At 35.7% G+C, this 21,160-nt stretch carries 19 protein-coding genes; all 19 read right to left on the bottom strand.

Going from position 1 to position 21,160, the window contains the following annotated elements:
* Positions 1–133: 133 nt before the first annotated feature.
* Entirely contained in the window at positions 134–1,258 is a 1,125-nt protein-coding gene (locus tag D2K40_RS00615; RefSeq protein ID WP_117151911.1) for a BMP family lipoprotein, read from the bottom strand.
* Between the two features lie 92 nt (positions 1,259–1,350).
* Positions 1,351–2,076, bottom strand: coding sequence for a GntR family transcriptional regulator (locus D2K40_RS00610; protein ID WP_229666588.1), 726 nt, complete (start codon positions 2,074–2,076; stop codon positions 1,351–1,353).
* Positions 2,077–2,515: 439 nt separating this feature from the next.
* Positions 2,516–4,822 (bottom strand): FtsK/SpoIIIE family DNA translocase, encoded by a 2,307-nt coding sequence (locus tag D2K40_RS00605; protein ID WP_117151909.1) that lies wholly within the window; start codon positions 4,820–4,822, stop codon positions 2,516–2,518.
* Between the two features lie 175 nt (positions 4,823–4,997).
* Positions 4,998–5,207 carry a YlzJ-like family protein gene (locus D2K40_RS00600; RefSeq protein WP_117151907.1) on the bottom strand — a complete coding sequence of 70 codons (210 nt, stop codon included), beginning with the start codon at positions 5,205–5,207 and terminating at the stop codon, positions 4,998–5,000.
* Complete coding sequence (locus D2K40_RS00595; protein ID WP_117151905.1) at positions 5,204–5,920, bottom strand: ClpP family protease; 717 nt, start codon at positions 5,918–5,920, stop codon at positions 5,204–5,206. Before D2K40_RS00595 ends, D2K40_RS00600 begins: the two co-directional genes overlap by 4 nt.
* A gap of 162 nt (positions 5,921–6,082) precedes the next feature.
* Complete coding sequence (dapA, locus tag D2K40_RS00590) at positions 6,083–6,946, bottom strand: 4-hydroxy-tetrahydrodipicolinate synthase (RefSeq protein ID WP_188618771.1); 864 nt, start codon at positions 6,944–6,946, stop codon at positions 6,083–6,085.
* A gap of 209 nt (positions 6,947–7,155) precedes the next feature.
* Entirely contained in the window at positions 7,156–8,376 is a 1,221-nt protein-coding gene (gene dapG / locus D2K40_RS00585; RefSeq protein WP_117151901.1) for an aspartate kinase, read from the bottom strand.
* Positions 8,377–8,391: 15 nt separating this feature from the next.
* A complete protein-coding gene (asd, locus tag D2K40_RS00580; protein ID WP_117151899.1) occupies positions 8,392–9,438 on the bottom strand; it encodes an aspartate-semialdehyde dehydrogenase in 1,047 nt (348 codons plus the stop codon).
* 105 nt (positions 9,439–9,543) lie between these two features.
* Positions 9,544–10,128 (bottom strand): dipicolinate synthase subunit B, encoded by a 585-nt coding sequence (locus D2K40_RS00575; protein ID WP_117151897.1) that lies wholly within the window; start codon positions 10,126–10,128, stop codon positions 9,544–9,546.
* Between the two features lie 23 nt (positions 10,129–10,151).
* Positions 10,152–11,030 carry a dipicolinic acid synthetase subunit A gene (gene dpaA, locus D2K40_RS00570; RefSeq protein ID WP_117151895.1) on the bottom strand — a complete coding sequence of 293 codons (879 nt, stop codon included), beginning with the start codon at positions 11,028–11,030 and terminating at the stop codon, positions 10,152–10,154.
* Positions 11,031–11,930: 900 nt separating this feature from the next.
* Positions 11,931–12,185: a YlmC/YmxH family sporulation protein gene (locus tag D2K40_RS00565; protein WP_117151893.1), complete on the bottom strand. Its 255-nt coding sequence runs from the start codon at positions 12,183–12,185 to the stop codon at positions 11,931–11,933.
* 188 nt (positions 12,186–12,373) lie between these two features.
* Positions 12,374–13,585: a M16 family metallopeptidase gene (locus tag D2K40_RS00560; protein ID WP_117151891.1), complete on the bottom strand. Its 1,212-nt coding sequence runs from the start codon at positions 13,583–13,585 to the stop codon at positions 12,374–12,376.
* 81 nt (positions 13,586–13,666) lie between these two features.
* On the bottom strand, positions 13,667–15,778 hold the full coding sequence (gene pnp / locus D2K40_RS00555) for a polyribonucleotide nucleotidyltransferase (protein WP_117151889.1): 2,112 nt from the start codon (positions 15,776–15,778) through the stop codon (positions 13,667–13,669).
* 306 nt (positions 15,779–16,084) lie between these two features.
* Positions 16,085–16,354 (bottom strand): 30S ribosomal protein S15, encoded by a 270-nt coding sequence (gene rpsO / locus D2K40_RS00550; protein WP_117151887.1) that lies wholly within the window; start codon positions 16,352–16,354, stop codon positions 16,085–16,087.
* Positions 16,355–16,476: 122 nt separating this feature from the next.
* Positions 16,477–17,427: a bifunctional riboflavin kinase/FAD synthetase gene (locus D2K40_RS00545; RefSeq protein ID WP_117151885.1), complete on the bottom strand. Its 951-nt coding sequence runs from the start codon at positions 17,425–17,427 to the stop codon at positions 16,477–16,479.
* Between the two features lie 17 nt (positions 17,428–17,444).
* Positions 17,445–18,356: a tRNA pseudouridine(55) synthase TruB gene (gene truB / locus D2K40_RS00540; RefSeq protein ID WP_117151883.1), complete on the bottom strand. Its 912-nt coding sequence runs from the start codon at positions 18,354–18,356 to the stop codon at positions 17,445–17,447.
* 100 nt (positions 18,357–18,456) lie between these two features.
* A complete protein-coding gene (gene rbfA, locus D2K40_RS00535; protein WP_117151881.1) occupies positions 18,457–18,798 on the bottom strand; it encodes a 30S ribosome-binding factor RbfA in 342 nt (113 codons plus the stop codon).
* A 35-nt stretch (positions 18,799–18,833) separates the two neighbouring features.
* The gene (locus tag D2K40_RS00530) at positions 18,834–19,112 is read right to left on the bottom strand and encodes a DUF503 domain-containing protein (protein ID WP_117151879.1); all 279 of its coding nucleotides are present in this window, start codon (positions 19,110–19,112) and stop codon (positions 18,834–18,836) included.
* The gene (gene infB / locus D2K40_RS00525; protein WP_117151877.1) at positions 19,109–21,160 is read right to left on the bottom strand and encodes a translation initiation factor IF-2; all 2,052 of its coding nucleotides are present in this window, start codon (positions 21,158–21,160) and stop codon (positions 19,109–19,111) included. Before infB ends, D2K40_RS00530 begins: the two co-directional genes overlap by 4 nt.

The raw sequence follows: 21,160 nt of genomic DNA, 5'->3' as shown, positions 1-21,160 counted from the left end.
AGCTCTTCATTTGGTGACTTTATTTTTTTATTGTTCGCATAATTGCTAGTATTATTTATAAGAACAATAAAAAGTTCAAGTGTTAAAAAAAGAAAAGGCTAGAAAAACCAATCTCTAGCCTTTTTCTTAGTTTTTAAAGAGTTTCAAGATATGCTTCTAATTCTTCTTCTGTTGAAGGAGCTTCAACTTCTCCGTCAAGTAACTTTTGCTTCCATTCTTCAACAACAGTTGCAATATCCTCTGTATAAGCTTCTTCGTTAGTATCAGCTACACTAATACCGTTATCAGCTAAACCGAATTCAAGAATTTCTCCACCAGGGAAGTTTCCATTCATAGCTTGTTCTGATACGCTTTTAACAGCCACGTCTACACGCTTAACCATTGAAGTAAGAGTTACATTTGTATCACCAATAGCACCTTCTTCGTATTGGTTACGGTCAACACCAATTACCCAAACAGAAGCATCTGGATCATTGTTTTTAATATCTTTTGCTTGTGCGAATACACCATTACCAGTTGCACCAGATGCGTGGTAGATTACATCTACACCACTGTTGTACATACTAGCTGCAATTGCTTTCCCTTTAGCTGCATCACCAAAAGATGCTGCGTACTGTACTGATACTTCTATTGAAGGATCAACTGATTTCACACCAGCTCTATATCCACTTTCAAATTTTTTGATTAAATCACTATCAACACCACCAACAAAACCTACTTTACCAGATTCAGATTTAAGTGCTGCAGCAACCCCAACAAGGAATGATCCTTGGTGTTCTTTGAACGTAATACTTGCAACATTATCAGCATCGATTACTGAATCAACAATTCCAAAATTAGTATCAGGATTTTGTTCAGCTACTGTCGAAACTGCATCAGCAAGCAAATACCCGATTCCATAAATAAGATCATAATCTTGTTGTACTAATCGATTTAAGTTTGTGGAATAATCTGCATCACTTTCTGATTGTGCATACGTATACCCTTCCATTTCAACTAAACCGTATTCTTCACCGAATTCTTGTAAACCTTCCCAAGATGACTGGTTAAATGATTTATCATCAACACCACCAGTATCTGTTACCATCGCTACAGAGAAATCAGTTTCTTCTCCACCATCTGTTGCATCTTCGGTATTTGTGTTATCTCCATTATTTCCTGTAGTATCCTCTTCTTCATCAGCTGTTCCACATGCTCCTAAAACAAATGTTACTGCTAATAATAAACCTAAAATAAGTAATAAACGATTTTTTTTCAACTTAATACCCCCATAATTTTTATAAGATTAATTTATTAGACTTACATTGTTACCTTTGCTGTGTTGGACCACCTCCCTAAAGTGCACAAATTTTACATTCGTTTTCTTACAACATAAAAATTAAAAACGTCTGTACGAAAATAATTTGCTGAATATAGGACCGGTTCATCGTCTTCCGTGTAATGTATTTGCTTCAGCAGTAATAAAGCTTGATCATGCTGGCAATTTAAAATAGAAGAAATTTTTTCGTCAAATCCAATTGGTTCAATAAATGCAACGGCATAGGATATATGTTTTCCACTATACTGCTCCAACAATTGAAATATTGAGACTTGGTTATGTATCTGTTCCAATGGTAACAAATGATCCTCTACTTTATCAATGCAATAGACTACTGGCTCTGAATCTGCAGTACGTAAACGCTCTATTTTTGCTAATGAACGTATGTCTTTCGGGTGAAAATGTTGGCGGTCATTATCGGTTGGCTCAACAATATCGGCTGCAATGTACTGCGTTCCAGGTACTTTACCAGCATTTTTAATCATTTTTGTAACACTACGTAACTGTTCAATACCAGAAGAATAAATAGGTTGTGAATTAACAAAAGTACCAATACCAACTCGCTGGGTGACAATATTTTCTTCTTCTAGCTGTTTTAGTATGTCCTCCATCATATCCCTTGATACATGATAATTTTGAGCTAATTCGTACATTGGAGGCAATTTATCTTTCTGTTGATAAATGCCATTTTTAATGTCACGTCTTAATTGTATTAAAGCAAGGTTACAAGCTTGTCTCTCGTTGTCTTCCAATGACACTTAAAAACCCCCAGTTCACATATCTACTTCTTAATCAAAGATAAATATAACATTTTTAATTTAATAAATAAATACTTATTAATACAAAAATCGCATCAACAGAGATAATTCAGCTTTTTTTATAAAAATGTTTATAGACCTAACTGTAACAGGGTTAGACGTCCAACAACTACACCGAGTTGTAATCGCTTTCTTTAATAACTTACTCTCATTGTAAAGGTTGGACGTCCAATAAGTCAACTGTTTTTTACAAATTTAAATAATAATATGAACTCAGAGTCCAAAAGAAAAGACTACCTATTTTAAAATGAAAGCTCTATCTAAATGATAAAGTAAGTCAAACTAAACAGGTAGACTCTTCTATTAAACTTATTTACTATAGGCTCTTATCATAAACATTATCTTCAACATCCATACTTGATGGAAAATGACTTAACTATTAGGATGATTTTTGTTCTGGGTACTCAGAGATTAACACAGATCTTGGCTTTGAGCCTTCATAGCCACCGACTATTCCTCTAGCTTCCATTGCATCAATTAACCTTGCTGCTCTTGAATAACCAATCCGAAAACGTCTTTGCAACATTGAAACACTAGCGCTTTGCAATTCGACAATCATTTTAACTGCATCATCAAATAATTCATCTTCCGCTTCTTGTTTGACTTCTGACTCTTCTTCGGGAATCATTTCATCTTGGTATTGTGCTTTTTGTTGTTCAACACAATGATCAACAATTCTTTCTACTTCTTCATCTGACAAAAATGCCCCTTGAATTCGCGTAGGTTTTGATGCGCCAACCGGGATATATAACATATCTCCACGCCCTAGTAGTTTTTCCGCACCTCCTGAATCCAAAATTGTTCTTGAGTCAATCTGTGAGGAAACACTAAATGCAATTCTAGAGGGAATATTTGCTTTTATAACACCTGTTATAACATCTACTGACGGTCGTTGTGTCGCAATAATCAAATGAATTCCAGCCGCTCGTGCCATTTGAGCTAACCTTGTAATTGCATCTTCTACTTCATTTGAGGCGACCATCATTAAATCGGCTAATTCGTCGACTAATACAACAATATAAGGAAGTAATGGCTGTTGATTTTCCTCATCCATGTTATATCTTTTAATATATTCATTGTAACCTTCAATATTTCGGTTTCCAGTATCAGAGAATAAATCGTAGCGACGTTCCATTTCTGCTACCACTTTTTTTAATGCTCGTGAAGCTTTTTTCGGATCTGTCACTACTGGAGCTAATAGGTGCGGAATACCGTTATAAATATTTAACTCTACTTTCTTAGGATCAATCATCATCATTTTTACTTCATGTGGCTTAGCACGCATTAAAATACTTGTAATAATTCCATTTATACAAACACTCTTACCACTTCCAGTTGCTCCGGCTACTAAAAGGTGAGGTAATCGATTTAGTTCACCTACTATTGCGTCTCCCGATATATCTCTACCTAATACAAATGATAGAATAGAGCCATGCTGCGCTTGTTTGGTTTCAAGTACTTCACGTAATGAAACAGTAGCTACTTCACTATTTGGTACTTCAATACCAATTGCAGATTTTCCTGGAATTGGTGCTTCAATACGGATATCCTTTGCTGCCAGGGCCAATGCTAAGTCATCATGCAAGTTAACGATCTTACTCACCTTAACACCAGCTTCTGGATATACCTCATATTTAGTTACCGCTGGCCCCACATGAACTTTTGTTACTTTTGCTTTCACACCAAAACTTTGAAATGTACGTTCTAACTTACGAACTGTAGTCTGAATTGTACTTCTTTCTCTATGTTGTTGCTGATTTTTTGGTTCATTTAATAACTTCATCGGAGGCAATAGATAATCAACATTTTCTAACTCTGTCATTGGTAATGGTTCAACCGTTTCAGGTTCATTCTCTTTTGATTTATCATTCTCAGAAGCTATCGATTCTTCTTTTTGTTCTGTTTCTTGACTTATTTGACTAGATGCATAGGCAATGTCAGGGAATTCTTCTATTACTGGTTCATCTGATAGATTAGAATAAGAATTATCAATCGTGATAACATCCTCTGAATAACCATCTTCTTCTGATTGTTTGTTTTCTAATTTAGTCTGACGTCTAGATTTCCAAGAAGCATAAGCACGTTGACATATTTTCTTCATTTTTTGCCACATTTTATTTAATAACTCACCAATAGAAAGGTCAGTCACAAATATAATACCAATAATAATTGTAAAAAGCGCAACAATCTGGGCACCAGTTGCTGAAAATAATATGTAACAAAATGCAAATAATAAAGCTCCTGTCATACCTCCTCCTAAATATGAAGAATTTACTTCTCCATCTAAGAATGAACGATAGTAAGAATATGTCGTTTTTATTACTGATTGTTGTTCCTGATCTTGTAAGATTGGTTCATAAGTTCCGATGTGTGTCCATAATAGGGCACCTAAAAAAACAATGAGTAAGCCCAAAAACCTTCTATTAATTAAATTGGGTACCTGTCTTTTAATTAACATATAGAATCCCATACTTAATAACGCTAGTGATGCGATCATATACCAAGCTCCAAATAATAGATGAAATAAGTCCTCTAAAACAGATGGTATAACTCCCTCACTAATTGCACTTGCTCCACTACCAAAAACAGCAAGAAAAATGAACAAGATACCTAAAAGCTCGTATTTTAATTGTTGTTGCAGTTTTTTCGTATTTCGTTTGTTTTTCTTTCTCTTTGTTTTAGCCAAAATTTTCACCCCTGTAAACTATCAAATCTAAGTACATTTTACACGATGAGCAGATAAACCCTTGTCCGATCGACAAGGGTTTATCTGCTTCTTAGAAAGATCTCACGATGATACCTTCTATCACTATTATAGCATATCTATTTAATTTGTAGTCTTTTCCGTAGAGAAAATCCTATTATTCACTGATAACCTCACCCGGTGTAAGTGATTGGGATAAATAATCTTGCGGATTTGTTGATAATAATTGGACAATTCGATAAGAACCGTTACCTATACTATCAACAAGCAGTGTTTGATCACTTGTATTTACAACTTTACGGCTATCAAATAGCGACTGATCAGTTGGAAAAACATCATGTTCACAAAGTGGCGTATATAAAATCATTGCACGACACTCCCACCGTCTTTTTGAACATCAATTAGCTTAGTTAATGTTTCCATTGCTTCCTTAACCCCACCAACTGCATTAATTAATCCATATTCAACTGCATCTGTACCAACAACGTTTGTACCGATATCACGTGTTAAATTACCTTTTTCAAACATAAGTGATTTAAACTTTTCTTCAGTTATGTCTGAGTGGCTGGTAACAAATTGAATGACACGTTCTTGCATTTTGTCCATATATTCAAACGTTTGTGGTACGCCAATTACAAGCCCATTTAATCTAATTGGATGGATCGTCATGGTTGCAGAAGGTACAATATAAGAGTAATCAGTTGCTACAGCAATCGGTACACCAATAGAATGACCACCACCTAAAACAATGGATACTGTCGGCTTTGATAATGAGGAAATCATTTCAGATAGTGCTAAACCAGCTTCCACATCACCACCTACCGTATTTAATAGTACAATCAATCCTTCTATCTTTGGATTTTGTTCTATCGCAATTAGTTGCGGAAGAAGATGTTCGTATTTTGTTGTTTTGTTTTGTGGTGGTAGTTGTACATGACCCTCAACTTGACCAATAATTGATAAGACGTGAATATTAGAATCAGGTGCTGTTGGAATGTTTGACTGCCCTAATTGTTGAATCTTATCTACTAAAGAAGATTGTGACTTTTGTTCTTGCTGTTCTTTCTTATTTTCTGACATAACAGGATCTCCTTTCTATACTCTTGTCTTAGTATGAACGAATCAAACAATAAAATACTAAGGATAGATAAGGATTTTAGATTAAATATAACTAATTAAGAACACATTAAAAAAACAGCTTCTATAACAAATAGAAGCTGTTTTTTTGCTGTTTTACTACTATTAATTAATTAATTCACGAAGTATATGCTCTTCAATCTCTGACAAATTAACCAGTGGTAAGCGAACATTCCCAGTATCAATCCCTTTTAACCTCAATGCCGCTTTAACTGGCGCAGGTGAAGGAGCCATAAATAAACCTCTCATTATAGGCAATAATGTTCGATGGATTTTTGCAGCTTCTACTACATTGCCATTGTCAAAATGATCAAGCATTTGTTTCATTTCATCACCAATGATGTGTGATGATACGGAGACAACCCCGTTAGCACCAATTGATTTTAATGGTAATGTTAAACTATCGTCTCCACTGTAAACAGAGAAGTCATCACTTGTTTGTTCAATAATTTGTGAAATAGCATCAAGGTTTCCACTAGACTCCTTAATAGATACAATATTGTCAATTTCAGATAAAGCAACAATTGTTTCTACAGTCATGTGAACCATTGTTCTTCCTGGGATATTATACAACATTACAGGCAGATTAGTCGCATCTGCTATTGTTTTAAAATGCTCATATAAACCGGCTTGATTTGGTTTATTATAATATGGAGTAACAAGTAATATCCCATCAACACCCGTAGCTTCTGCTTGTTTTGTTAATTCAATTGTTTCGTTTGTGTTATTTGATCCTGTCCCTGCAATAATTGGAATGCGTCCATTTACTACACTAACAGCCTTTTCAAATAAAGCGACCTTTTCTTTTTTCTTAAGCGTTGGTGACTCCCCAGTAGTACCAGCAACAATTAATCCTTCAGTCTGATGTGTTATTAAGTGTTCAATTAACTGTTCGACTTTTAACATATCCATTTGACCTTCTTTGTCAAACGGGGTAACCATAGCAGTTAATAGTTTTCCAAAATTCACGATGTTCAGCTTCTCCCTTCTTCCATCTTGATCTGTCCATAATAGTATTAGTACGCGTTCAAAAAGTCAGTAAATCAGTAGCACGCATGATAAGGCAGCGATAATTCCGAGGACTAGAATGTAGGCTTCCCCTACATAAGGACCGGAAGAACGAGCCCAAAAAGCGATGTGCTCTTATCAATTGATTCCCTTTTTGAATGTCTTTATGACTACAATTTTTCATTTAACTTAAATGTATCATGCAATGAATTTACAGCTGGGACAAGATCATCATGATGAATGAGAACCCATATCGTTGTATGACTGTCAGCAGACTGAAGAATTGGAATTCCCGCATCTGTCAGTGTTTGAACAATTTTTGCTGTTACACCTGGCACACCTGTCATACCAGCCCCAACTAATGAGACTTTTGCACAATTATTAATCATTTCTGGTTGATAGGATAACCCTTCTAATAGTTGATATGCATGGTCGGCAAAAACTTCTGGAATTGTATAAATAACGCCATTAGGCGAAATATTTATAAAATCAACCGATATCCCTGCACCTGCCATTGTCTTAAATACATCTGAATGTAATCGATCAACATTTTCATTTGTTTGTACTTTTACTTGGGTAATTCCAGACATATGAGCAATTCCAGTTACAAGACGATCAGGGATATCTTTTCCCTTTAGCGTCTCTTTTGATGCTGTAACCAAAGTACCAATATCATCAGATGCTGTTGACCGAACTCGAATAGGAATCTTTGCTTGCATCGCAATCTCTACTGCTCTTGGGTGAATAACTTTTGCACCTTGATAAGCGAGATTACATATCTCATTATAAGTGACAACATCTAATGTTCGCGCGGCTTTAACTACACGGGGGTCAGCTGTCATAATACCATCTACATCCGTAAAAATATCTATGAAGCTTGCATCAAGGGCTGCACCTAGGGCTGCTGCTGATGTATCGCTACCTCCACGTCCAAGTGTTGTAATCTCGTCTGTTTCTGATTTCCCTTGAAAACCTGCAACAACTACTACTTGGTGTTCCTGTAAGTCTCGATAAACACGATCAACCTGCATTTCTTTTATTTTGGCAGCAGTAAAGTCATCATTTGTTAAAAAACCTGCTTGAGCACCTGTTAGCGCTGTGGAGGTTATGCCTGCTTCTTTTAACTCATTAGAGAACACCACAGCAGAAATTGTTTCGCCACAAGATAAAATTAAATCTTGTTCTCTCTTACTGCTTTTTGTATCAGGATAATTAATTAACTCCAAAAGAGAGTCTGTTGCATATGGGGTTGGATATCTCCCCATCGCTGAAACAACAACTACCACTTTATATCCTTCAGCAATTGAAGTACTGATGTGGTTGATTGCATTTTTTCTTGTCATCTTATCCTGCACGGATGTCCCGCCATATTTTTGCACTAAAATTTTCATGTTGACACCTCAAACTTAGAGCCAGTTATTTTTAATTAATGATTCAGCAATCTGCACTGAATTCCATGCAGCACCTTTTAATAAATTATCTGATACTACCCATAAGTGAAAACCATTCGGGTGATCAGGATCTTTTCGAATTCTACCAACAAAAACATCACTTTTACCAACAGCACTTAATGGGGTTGGATATACTTGATTTGCAGGATCATCTTCTAAAACAACGCCAGGCGCTTCTTCTATCAAGCGCTGCAAGTCTTGAACTGTTACGTTTGTATCATCCACCTCAATATATACACTTTCTGCGTGTGAAGTGAAGAACGGTAGACGCACACACGTAGCTGCAACAGATAACTCTGTATCATGTAGTATCTTCTTCGTTTCGTTAATCATTTTCATTTCTTCAAATGTGTAACCATTCTCTTGAAATACATCAATTTGAGGAATAGCATTAAATGCAATTGGATAATGCTTCTTTTCACCTTTTACAGGTAACAATTCAGGATCAAGATCTTCCCCATTTAAAAATGCTTGCGAAAGGTCTGTTAACTCTTCAACAGCCTCCGCGCCAGCTCCAGAAACTGCTTGATAGGTAGAAACCATCACACGATTAAGTCCATGTGCATCTTGAATTGGTTTCAATGCTGCAACCATTTGAATTGTTGAGCAGTTTGGATTTGCAATTATTCCGTTATGCTTTTCAATATCGATTTCATTAACTTCTGGCACCACTAACGGTACATCTGGATCCATTCGAAAAGCACTCGTATTATCAACAACTACAGCGCCTCGTGAAACTGCTTCATGTGCCAACGCCTTTGAAACAGATCCACCAGCTGAGAATAATGCAATTTGAACACCTTCAAAGCTTTCAGGTTTAGCTTCCTGAACTGTATAGGTTTCTCCTTTAAAATTTATTTTAGTTCCAGCTGAACGACTAGAAGATAATAGTAATAACTGTCCAATTGGAAAATCCTTTTTTTCTAATGTTTCTAACATTTTTTGGCCAACCGCTCCAGTTGCCCCTACAACTGCAACGTTATATCCTTTTAATTCTGACACAAAAATACCCCTTTCCAATACTCTAGTAAGTGTTAAATCTATTATTATAATCTATTTTAACATACTCAAGTAGTGAAAAGGTACTCATACACAGGATTATTCGTTTTACTTTTCTCTTAATAGGACTGGTTGTATTTGTTTAAAGGACAATGCATGACTAATTGTCTCAGGAATTTTTGTCATATCTGCGACTAGTGAGTTAGGCTTTTTAATGAAATCATCTTGACCATAAGGTACAAAATAAATTAATTTAGTTGCCATTAAACGCATTAAGTTAACTCCATTTAGGCCTAGTGCATCATTTGTAGAAATAGCTAATACAACCGGACTGCCATTACGCATAGTTGCTTTAGTAGCCATTAAAACTGCAGAGTCTGAGATTCCATTTGCTAATCGACTCATGGAATTCCCAGTCAATGGAGCAATTACCATGCAATCTAATGGTTCTTTTGGTCCGAGTGGTTCCGCATCAACAATTGTTCCAATCGGTTCTCTTCCTGTAATCTCTGTTAACCTCTTCAAATGATCTTCTGCTTTACCAAATCGTGTATCTGTTTCTTGAACTGTATTCGAAACAACGGGAACTACTTCTGCCCCCTCCTTGATTAACTGTTCTATCTGTGGAAAAACTGCTGCATACGTACAATGTGATCCAGTAATTCCAAAACCTATTTTTTTCCCTTTTAGCACGACTCATTCTCCCCACTTTATTATTATTGTGTGATAATGAGTTGATTAATCGTTTTCGCAAGTATTTCTCCTGCCGTTTTTGGAGCGACCATTCCTGGTAGCCCTAGTGCTTGAAGTGCTGTAATCCCTCTTTGTTTTGCATGATTAAAATCAACTCCACCTGGTTTAGATGCTAAGTCAATTATTAGAGCATTTGATTTCATTTGATTGAGTGCACCTTCTGTGACAACTTTAGCTGGAATCGTATTAATTAGAATATCACACTGCCCAGTATATGCGGTTAGCTCTTCCATGTGAAAAGCCTCCAGCCCCATCTCTATAGCTCTAGCTATATCTTTGTCTTTCTTGGTTCCAACAACAACATCGGCTCCTAATCCTGCAAATTTACTCGCCACACTATGTCCAACCCTTCCCAAACCTAAAACCAGAACCCGTGAACTGTGAATAGTGAAATTTGTATGTTGAATGGCTAGCATAATTGCACCTTCAGTTGTAGGAATCGAATTATAAATTGCAACATCATCACGTTGCATTAAAGGAAGAAGACGTGCATTCACCTTTTCAGCGTTGGAGCTCAAATATGGCGTGGTAATTCCTGAAAAAATTAAACAACCTTTTTTCAATTTGTTAAACCAATTCTTAGTTATTTGAATTTTTTTATTAGAGAAAACTGTTTCGATGTAACCATCTTCATCAATTCCTGGAATAGGTAAAATAATAACATCAAGATCTTCTACCTCAAGTTCATCAAAATTAGTTTGTTTAACACCCGTAAAACCTTGATCTAGTTGGTCAAATCCAACCAATTCCATGTAGTAATTTTCTTTTTCAGACAGTTTTTTGATCAGTTCTAAATAGCGTGCATCGCCGCCTATAATTGCCATACGGATCATTGAATCCATATATCCACCTCTTTCACTAGCTTTAGTTCTAAATATCATATGAATTTAGGTACGTAAAGTGAAGATATTGCATACTGACAAGCTAAAATTGGGATAATATCCATGAAATCACACCTTAAATTAAAGATCGATCTATACTAAGAAAAACCGGCCATAACCCAGCCCGGTCCTTTTAAACGCTTTTTTATAAAAGATCTTAGTTTATGAAACAATTTATATAAACTATGTATTAAAAACTTAAATCGTATAGTCAGCAATTAGTAACTTAAGTTGCCGCTCCTCAAATGAAATTGACTCCCTTTCCGCAGGCACGGCTTCAGCTAACTAGGAAGCAAATGTTTTCGGTGGGCCGAGTAACCGCAGGCCCAAAGAACGCTTCCTAGTGGATCTTCAGCTCGCGCTGTTCCTGCAGGAGTGTCGTCAATTTCATTTGATCCGCTAGATAGTTGTAGAAGAGCTTATTGAGCGTTAATATCTCAAATTATAATTAGATACTCTAACTAGCGAAGGAGGCAAATGGATGACACTCCTGAGGCCCGACAAGGGTCATGCAGGCGTTGTCCGACAAGGACGGTTTTAGCCTGTGGTCCTTCCCTTACAAGTCGAAGATCCACTCGGAGGTGTTTTTTACCTCCGAGTTAGCTGAGACTGAGCCCACGGAAAGGGAATCCATTTACTGACGTAGCGGTTTAGTAACTCACATTACTAGTTATTGCACTTTTTATCTCAAGTCCGAATATTTACAAGCAACTATGTTTACCAACAAAGTCTTTTATCACTTACTTTCAAATATTATAAATGCTCTTAACTCTTAGTACATCAGCCTAAAAATCATAATTTCCTATAAGAAAAATTGCTCAAATGAGTGTACATTCTGAGCAATTTAGCTAAGAGAATATTTTAAATTTGTGGTTTATTGGGCGGGGTTTGATTAATCATAATCATGTCTTCTCCAATTTTTTGAATGTCTTTCCAATGAATTTTTAAGTTTTCTCCCTCTTTTTTCATTCCTAACCAACCATAATTAGGGATGATGAAGGCTTTTATCTGTCCTGTTTTCTCATCTAACTCAATATCTGTTTGCCCTAATATTCCCAATCGTGAACCATTATTAATATTAACAATTTCTTTACCACTAAGTGTTTTATAACGCATTAAACCAACCTCCTTAACTAGGCTACTTATAATTATAGAAACAAACTATAAAATCTGACATAGCAAAATCACGTCATTTAATTGATGTACTTTTTAAAAATATGTATAAAAAAACGAGTCTATGCATCATTGCACACATAGACTCGTTTTATTTATCTTTTGCTAAGTAACGGCAAAAAAGGTTTAGGTTATGGAGATATTAACGCACTTGAATAATCTTGGTTAAAGATTTGTTGAATTAATTGATTTGCTGATTCCATATTAACCTCATCAATTTCTGCTATTAATTCATCTATACTTCGGTGTCTGCCTAAAAGCAACTCATTTTTTCCATTTCGACTCATTCGGCTATTTGTGCTTTCTAAACCAAGTACTAAATTGCCTTTTAATTGTTCTTTACTGTTTTTTAATTCCTTATCAGTTAATCCATCTTGTATTAAAGAAGTTATTGTTTGGTGAATCGTTTCCTGCAGTACAGATAAATATTCTTTACCTGTTCCAGCATAGATCGTTAATAAACCATCATCAATAAATGAGCTGTGATATGAAAACACGGAATAAGCTAGGCCACGTTGTTCTCTGATTTCCTGAAACAATCTTGAACTCATACTTCCTCCCAAGACGTTATTGATGACTACTAGACTAAATATATTTGAAGCATCAACAGGTAAGCCTGGATAACCAATACACAAGTGTGCTTGCTCTGTTTCTTTTTTTCTGGTTAATTGTTTTGGAATAAATATTGATTTATCAATTGACGAAGTTTGATTTGTCTCAGTGAATTGATCAAATAGAGATTCTACATGGGTTATAAAAGTTTTATCTACATTACCTGCTACTGAAATTACAATATTATCAGGTCGATAGTGTTTTTCTTTATATTGATGTAGATCTTCGGCTGTAAAAGACTTCAATGTGTTATCTATACCTAGTATCGGATACCCCAATGGATGATCTCCATAACTAGCCTCTGCTAATAAGTCATGTACAATATCGTCAGGCGTGTCTTCAGACATTTTTATTTCTTCTAGCACAACATTTTTTTCTTTCTCAATTTCCTCGGGATCAAATTTAGAATGAAAGAACATATCAGCTAATAGATCAACAGCAAATTCTTTATGTGTATCTAATACCTTTACGTAATAACATGTATATTCTTTTGATGTAAAAGCATTAATTTGTCCACCGATAGCATCAAATGCTTCTGCAATTTCTTTAGCATTTTTCTTATCTGTTCCCTTAAAAAACATGTGCTCCAAAAAATGCGAGATACCATTGTTTTCTTTGGTTTCATTTCTTGAACCGGCGCGAATCCAAATACCAATTGTTACTGAACGAACAGTTGGTATACCTTCTAATACAATACGCAGGCCATTTTTACAAGTATGTCTTTGTAGCATCTTTTTGTCCTCCAGTTCTTCCATAACTTTTCATAGTATATGTAAGAAAAGAAACTGGTAACCCAGTTTCTTTTAAGTGAATTATTTACTTTCTTTTTCTTTTTCTTCAGCTAATACCGCTTTACGTGAGAGGTTGATACGACCTTGGCGATCTATTTCTTTTACTTTTACCATTATTTGATCACCAATTGAAACAACATCTTCCACTTTATTGATTCGTTCAGCAGCCATTTCTGAAATGTGAACAAGGCCTTCTTTACCTTTAAACAGTTCAACAAAAGCGCCAAATTTCTCGATTCGTTTTACAGTAGCAAGATACATCTCGCCTACTTCTACTTCACGAACAATATCCTCAATAATTTTCTTCGCTTTTTGATTCATCTCGTTATCGGTAGATGAAATAAATACTCCACCATCTTGTTCAATATCAATTTTAACGCCTGTCTCTTCAATGATTTTGTTAATCTGTTTACCACTTGGCCCGATTACATCACGGATTTTATCAGGGTGAATAGACATCGTTAGAATTTTTGGTGCATAAGCTGATAACTCTTCTTTAGGCTCATTAATCGTTTCAAGCATATGTTCTAAGATATGCATACGGCCCTTTTGAGCTTGTGTCAATGCTTCTTCTAAGATTTCACGTGATAGACCTTCAATTTTGATATCCATTTGTAGGGCAGTTACACCTTTAGATGTTCCTGCAACTTTAAAGTCCATATCACCTAGGTGGTCCTCCATCCCTTGAATATCACTTAAAATAGAGTAATCTTCACCTGACTTGATAAGTCCCATTGCAATACCAGCAACTGGTGCCTTAATCGGAACACCTGCATCCATCATTGCTAATGTACTCGCACAAATACTTGCTTGTGAGGTTGAACCATTTGATTCTAACACTTCTGAAACAAGACGTATTGTATATGGGAAGTCTTTTTCTGATGGAATTACTTTTTCTAAAGCACGTTCTCCTAAAGCACCATGTCCGATTTCACGACGACCAGGTCCACGAATTGGTCCTGTTTCACCAACACTGAATAATGGGAAATTATAGTGGTGCATAAAACGTTTAGATTCTTCTAAACCGATACCATCTAAAATTTGAACATCTCCAAGTGCACCTAATGTACAAACACTCAATGCTTGTGTTTGACCGCGAGTAAATAATCCTGAACCATGCGTTCTAGGAAGTGCGCTAATACGAGATGTTAAAGAACGGATCTCATCAATTTTACGTCCATCTGGTCGGACTTTCTCTTTTGTAATTAAACGTCGAACTTCTTCTTTAACTATCTTATCAAGAATACCCTTAACATGTTTAATTGTTTTCTCATCTGCTTCTTGCTCTTCATATGTAGCAAGTAAGTCTTTTTTGACTTTTTCGATAGCCGCTTCACGTGCATGCTTCTCTTGCACTTGAATTGCACTTACTAATGTATCTTTAATTTTTTCTTCAACTTCGACAGTCAGTTCTTTATCTAATTCAAATAAAGTGATCTCCATCTTTTCTTTCGCAACTTCTTCAACAATTTTCTCTTGGAAAGCAACTAATCGCTTGATTTCTTCGTGCCCAAACATAATTGCTTCAAGCATGACATCTTCAGGTACTTCATCCGCACCTGCTTCTACCATGTTAATCGCATCTTTTGTACCTGCTACGATAAGGTCAATATCACTTTTCTCACGTTGTTCAGTAGTTGGATTTATAATAAATTCATCATCTACTCGTCCAACAATAACACCCGCAATTGGCCCATCAAATGGGATATCAGAAATTGATAATGCGATAGAAGAACCGATCATTGCTGCGATATCTGATGGACAGTTCTGATCTAAGCTCATTACCATACTAATGACTTGAACATCATTACGAAAACCATCCGGAAACAATGGACGAATTGGACGATCAATTAAACGTGATGTAAGAACTGCAGTTTCACTTGGACGACCTTCTCTCTTAATAAATCCTCCAGGTATTTTACCTACAGCATATAGACGTTCTTCATAGTTAACAGTTAGTGGAAAAAAAGGTAGATCTTTTGGCTCTTTTGAACCAGTAGCTGTCGATAATACAGATGTATCACCATATTGAATCATACAAGCTCCATTTGCTTGTTTTGCTAATTCTCCAACTTCTACAGAGAATGTTTTACCGGAAATTTCTGTTGAGAAAACTTTTTTTTCTGCTACCATATTGACTTTATACCCCTCTCTTTTTCAGCAAGATTGAGTTCTTTGTAGTAGTATATCCAATTAATAAGGGCTATAAATCATCTATTGTTTCATTTGTCCTTTTGCATCTTTTACAGTACCTTGCTCCATCCTGATCAAGCAGTTGAATCCATCTTTTATTCAACTGCTTGATCAGAATCGAGCGAAAGGATCATGACATAGCTTATTAGCCAATATATAATTTAACTACAAATCCCTACAACCAGAAATTTAACAATGTGTTTTTAACATACAGAAAAAGCGGGAAAATTCCCGCTTTCTCGTAAATTATCGGCGTAAGCCAAGTTTTTGAATTAAATCACGGTAACGTGCAACATCATTTTTACGTAAGTAATTTAATAAGTTACGACGTTTCCCAACCATTTTCAACAAACCACGACGTGAATGGTGATCCTTTTTGTGCATACGTAGATGCTCATTCAAGTTCGTAATTTCTTCAGTTAGGACAGCGATTTGAACCTCTGGAGATCCAGTATCGGTATCGTGTGTTTTGAACTCATTGATAAGTTCGTTCTTGCGCTCTTGTGTAATTGCCATCCTGTTCACCTCCTAATAAATAATAGTAAACCCCAATCCCCTAGCATGCGTCGGAGAATCGCTTTGCCAAGTGGATGGTTTCCGTTATTTAGATTACATCTTTTTAGCTAAAAATGCAAGTATTAATCAAAAATTCTAGGTAAAAATTGACGAATTTGCTGTTCATCTTGTTTTAATTGACCAATTAATTCATCTACTCCAGCAAATTTTATTTCATCTCGAATAAAATGATGCCAGTCTATCTGTACTTTTTCCCCGTAGATATGTTCATTAAAATCAAACAAATGAATTTCTACTGTTGGTTGATCACCTGTATTATCATGAAAAGTAGGTTTATACCCAATATTAGCCATCCCAGGTATCTGTTTGTTAGCTAAAGATACCGTGACTGCATAAACGCCAACCTTAGGTAAAGCATAATCAGTTCCTATCTCTATATTAGCAGTAGGAAAGCCAATTGTTCTGCCTCTTTTTTCCCCTTCAACAACTATTCCACTTGTTTGAAAAGGTCTTCCTAACAATTCTTTTATTTGATAAACTTTTCCATCAGACAATAATTCTCGGATAAGAGTGGAGCTGATTTTTTTATTAGCATTGTCTAGTTTATCAATGATAGTAACATCGAAACTTCCTTCAGCATCATCCCGAATTGTTTCCATAGTACCTTTACCCATGTAACCATATGTAAAATCAAATCCTGCTACCAAATGTTTAATATGAAGTCCATTAATAAATGTTTGTATAAATTCTTTAGGTGATAAGCGTGATAGATCCTCATTGAATGTAATGACGTATAAAATATCGATACCCATATCTTCAAGTATTGCTTTTTTTTCAGTAAGTGGAGTTAAATAATGTACAGTCTTTTGTTGTTTTTTCAGTACAACAGATGGATGTGGTGAAAAGGTGATAACCGCACTTTTTCTTTGCTGTTTTGCAGCAATTTCTTTAGCTGTTTGAATAACTTTTTGATGACCTTTGTGTACCCCATCAAAAAAACCTATTGCTGCGACAGTTTCATCTGCATTTAATATACTTGCTTGAGTTGGGTAGCTCAGTGAAATAATATCCATTTTTTCAACTCCTCTCTTTAATCATTATATGGAAAAACACGCATTGGTTTAATCTCGTCAGGCTTTGTTGGATGTACTTGATATATTGCTAGAAGTTCATCATCATATTCAACTCTAAATGGACGATCACCTAGTTGTTGATCTGGAAAAGGCAGTTTTTGTCCATATCTCACTTTCTCAGCTAGTTTCTCATCAACCTTATACACATCTAAATGCTCAACTCCTCGATGAATTGGAACTAAAGTTGATTCTATTTTGTTTAATTGAGCCAACTCGTTTAACTCATCAAAACTATAAGTTTGTTCAGCAGTAAAACTTCCGGTCTGGGTCCGTACTAATTTAGACATGTGTGCTGGATATCCTAATGCATTACCTATATCCACACAAAGTGTTCGGATGTAGGTACCTTTAGAACAGGTTGCTTGAATTGAGAAACGTATGAGTTTCCCTTCAGCTTTAATCGTATCTTCCAATAAACTTATTGATTCAATCGTAACCTCACGCGATGGCCTTGTTACTGGTTCATTTGCTCTAGCGTATTCATAAAGTTTCTTGCCATTTACTCTTACTGCTGAATAAAGCGGTACTACTTGTTCTATTTGACCAACAAATCTTTCTAGCGTGTGTTTCAGTGTTTCTATTTCAATCGTATCGCTTACTTCTTTTTTTTCAAGTGTTGTACCAGTTTGATCTTCTGTGTCTGTTGAGTAACCAAGAGTTACCTCAGCTATATATGTTTTCTTCGTATCAGTTAAATATGGCACAATTTTAGTTGCTTGTCCGATACAGATTGGTAGAACACCTTCAACTGCTGGATCTAGCGTCCCGGTATGACCGACCTTTTTTGTTTTAAATAACTTTCTCATCTTGATGACACAATCATGTGATGTAGGTCCAATTGGTTTCCACAATGGGATAATACCATGCATACCTTTTCCTCCATTTGATCATTATTAATTAAAAATAGACAAATATAAAACCCTTGTACTATTATAGAACAAGGGTTTTAGGAAGTAAATATTACTTACTCTAATCATTTAAATCGCGTAAGATGTGTTCAATTCGATTTCCCTTTTCAACGGCTTCATCAAATTCAAAAAACAATTCAGGTGTTTTACGCAATCGAATTCTTTTACCTATTTCTGTGCGTATAAATCCTTTAGCTTTTGCTAAACCAATTAAAGTTTCTTGTTTTTGTTTATCTTCCCCAAGAACAGAAATAAAGACTTTAGCTTGCTGTAGGTCTCCAGTAACTTCAACATCTGTTATGGTTACAAAACCCACACGAGGGTCTTTAATTTTACGACCTATTATATCACCTAATTCTTTTTTCATCTGTTCTGCGACGCGATTTGCTCTCATTTGATTCATCGACAATCACCTCTTAAAATTCTAGAAACGCTTGGTTACAACCATTCTACATGCGTATTTGTACGTTCAATTTCAGGAAAGGAATCAATCAATTTTAAACATTGATCAATCACTCTTTCCGCTTGAACTTTTTCATTTGCAATTGTTACTAAACCAAACATCGTACGTTGCCATAGATCTTGATAATCCATTTCACTAATTGCAACGTTAAAATCATTTTCAATCCGTTTGCTAATTCTCTTAACAACTGATCGCTTTTCTTTTAAAGAATGCGCGTGATGGATCATACACTCGACTTCAGCAAACAAAATCATGTGCGTTTAATTTCTTCCATGACATATGCTTCAAAGATATCGCCTTCTTTGATATCATTGAATTTCTCTACAGTGATACCACATTCGTAATTTTGCGCAACTTCTTTTACATCATCCTTGAAACGTTTTAAGGTATCAATTTCACCTTCATAAATAACGATACCGTCACGAATAACACGAACACTTGCATTACGAGATATTTTACCATCTGTTACATAGCTACCCGCTATCGTTCCAATTTTCGATACTTTGAAAATTTCACGGACTTCTGCTTGGCCGATTACTTTTTCTTCAAATTCAGGATCTAACATACCTTTCATTGCTGCTTCAATTTCTTCAATTACCTTATAAATAATACGATACAAGCGAACATCCACTTTTTCTGATTCAGCTGCTTTCTTCGCATTAACGTCTGGACGGACATTAAAGCCAATAACAATCGCATTAGAAGCAGAAGCTAATATGATGTCTGATTCAGTAATTGCACCCACACCTGTGTGAATGATATTTACTTTAACACCTTCAACATCAATTTTTTCTAAAGATGAGGCTAAGGCTTCTACTGAACCTTGCACATCTGCTTTTAAAATTAAGTTAATGTCTTTTATGTCACCTTGCTTAATTTGTTCAAATAAATCATCTAAACTTACTCTAGATTGATTACCACGGTTAAATTCGATCTGTTTTTGTTGTCTTTGTTCACCAATTTGACGTGCTTTCTTCTCATCAGCAAATACAACAAAACGATCACCTGCTTTTGGCACTTCATTTAAACCTGTTATCTCAACTGGCGCTGAAGGACCTGCAGTTTTTACTCGTCGTCCTAGATCATTTACCATTGCACGTACACGACCAAATGTATTTCCTACTACAAGAGGGTCTCCTACATTTAATGTACCATTTTGAACAAGAAGTGTAGCAACTGAACCGCGTCCTTTATCCAATTCAGCTTCAATTACTGTACCAGTTGCGCGGTTATTTGGATTAGCTTTTAATTCTTCTACTTCCGCAACAAGTTGAATCATCTCAACAAGTTCGTCAATTCCTTCACCTTTAATTGCAGATAATTGAACGAATATTGTGCTTCCACCCCAAGCTTCAGGAATTAATTCATGCTCTGTTAATTCTTGCATAACACGATCTGGGTTGGCACCCTCTGTATCCATTTTGTTAACTGCTACAATAATAGGTACCTCTGCAGCTTTAGCATGATTAATAGCTTCAACAGTCTGTGGCATTACACCATCATCTGCAGCTACTACAAGGATTGCTATATCTGTTACTTGTGCACCACGTGAACGCATGCTAGTAAATGCTGCGTGTCCTGGTGTATCTAAAAATGTTATATATTTACCGTCATTTTCAATTTGGTATGCACCTATATGCTGTGTAATACCACCCGCTTCACCAGCTGTTACTTTTGTATGGCGAATAGAGTCAAGTAACGTTGTTTTACCGTGATCAACGTGTCCCATTATTGTTACTACAGCAGGTCGTTCGATCAACGCCGCTTCATCTTCATCTTCAATAAAATTATCCAAATCAGTTGCATCGACTTCTATTTCTTTCTCAGCCGTTACACCATATTCTTCACAAATCAACTCAATTGATTCTTCATTTAGATCCTGATTTTTTGTAGCCATAACGCCTAGAGACATTAACTTTTTAATAATTTCACTTGCATCTTTTTTCAGTTTTTCAGCTAGTTCTCCAACTGTTAATGTATTAGCATATGTTATTTTCGCTGAAGTCTCTTCTTCTTTTTTATTAGCAGGTTTTGATTGTGTTTCACTTTGGTCATTCTTCTCTAAAGATTTATTACTGTTATTTTTTTGGTTTTTCTGGTTCGTCTGCTCTTTTTTAGTTTGTGGTGCTTTTTTCTCTGAAGTTTGCTTAGTAAAGGCCTGATCTAACTTTGCCTTTGTATCCTCAGAAATTGTGGACATGTGATTAGAAACCTCCACACCCATTTCCTTTAGTTTTGTTATAATTGCTTTACTTGATACATTCTTTTCTTTTGCATATTCATATACGCGTATTTTACTCAT

Origin of the sequence: Paraliobacillus quinghaiensis (genome assembly GCF_003426025.1) — a bacterium.
GTDB classification, from domain to species: domain Bacteria; phylum Bacillota; class Bacilli; order Bacillales; family Amphibacillaceae; genus Paraliobacillus_A; species Paraliobacillus_A quinghaiensis.
The sequence above is the reverse complement of the archived record's forward strand: the minus strand, read 5'-3'. Positions and strand labels throughout refer to the sequence as shown.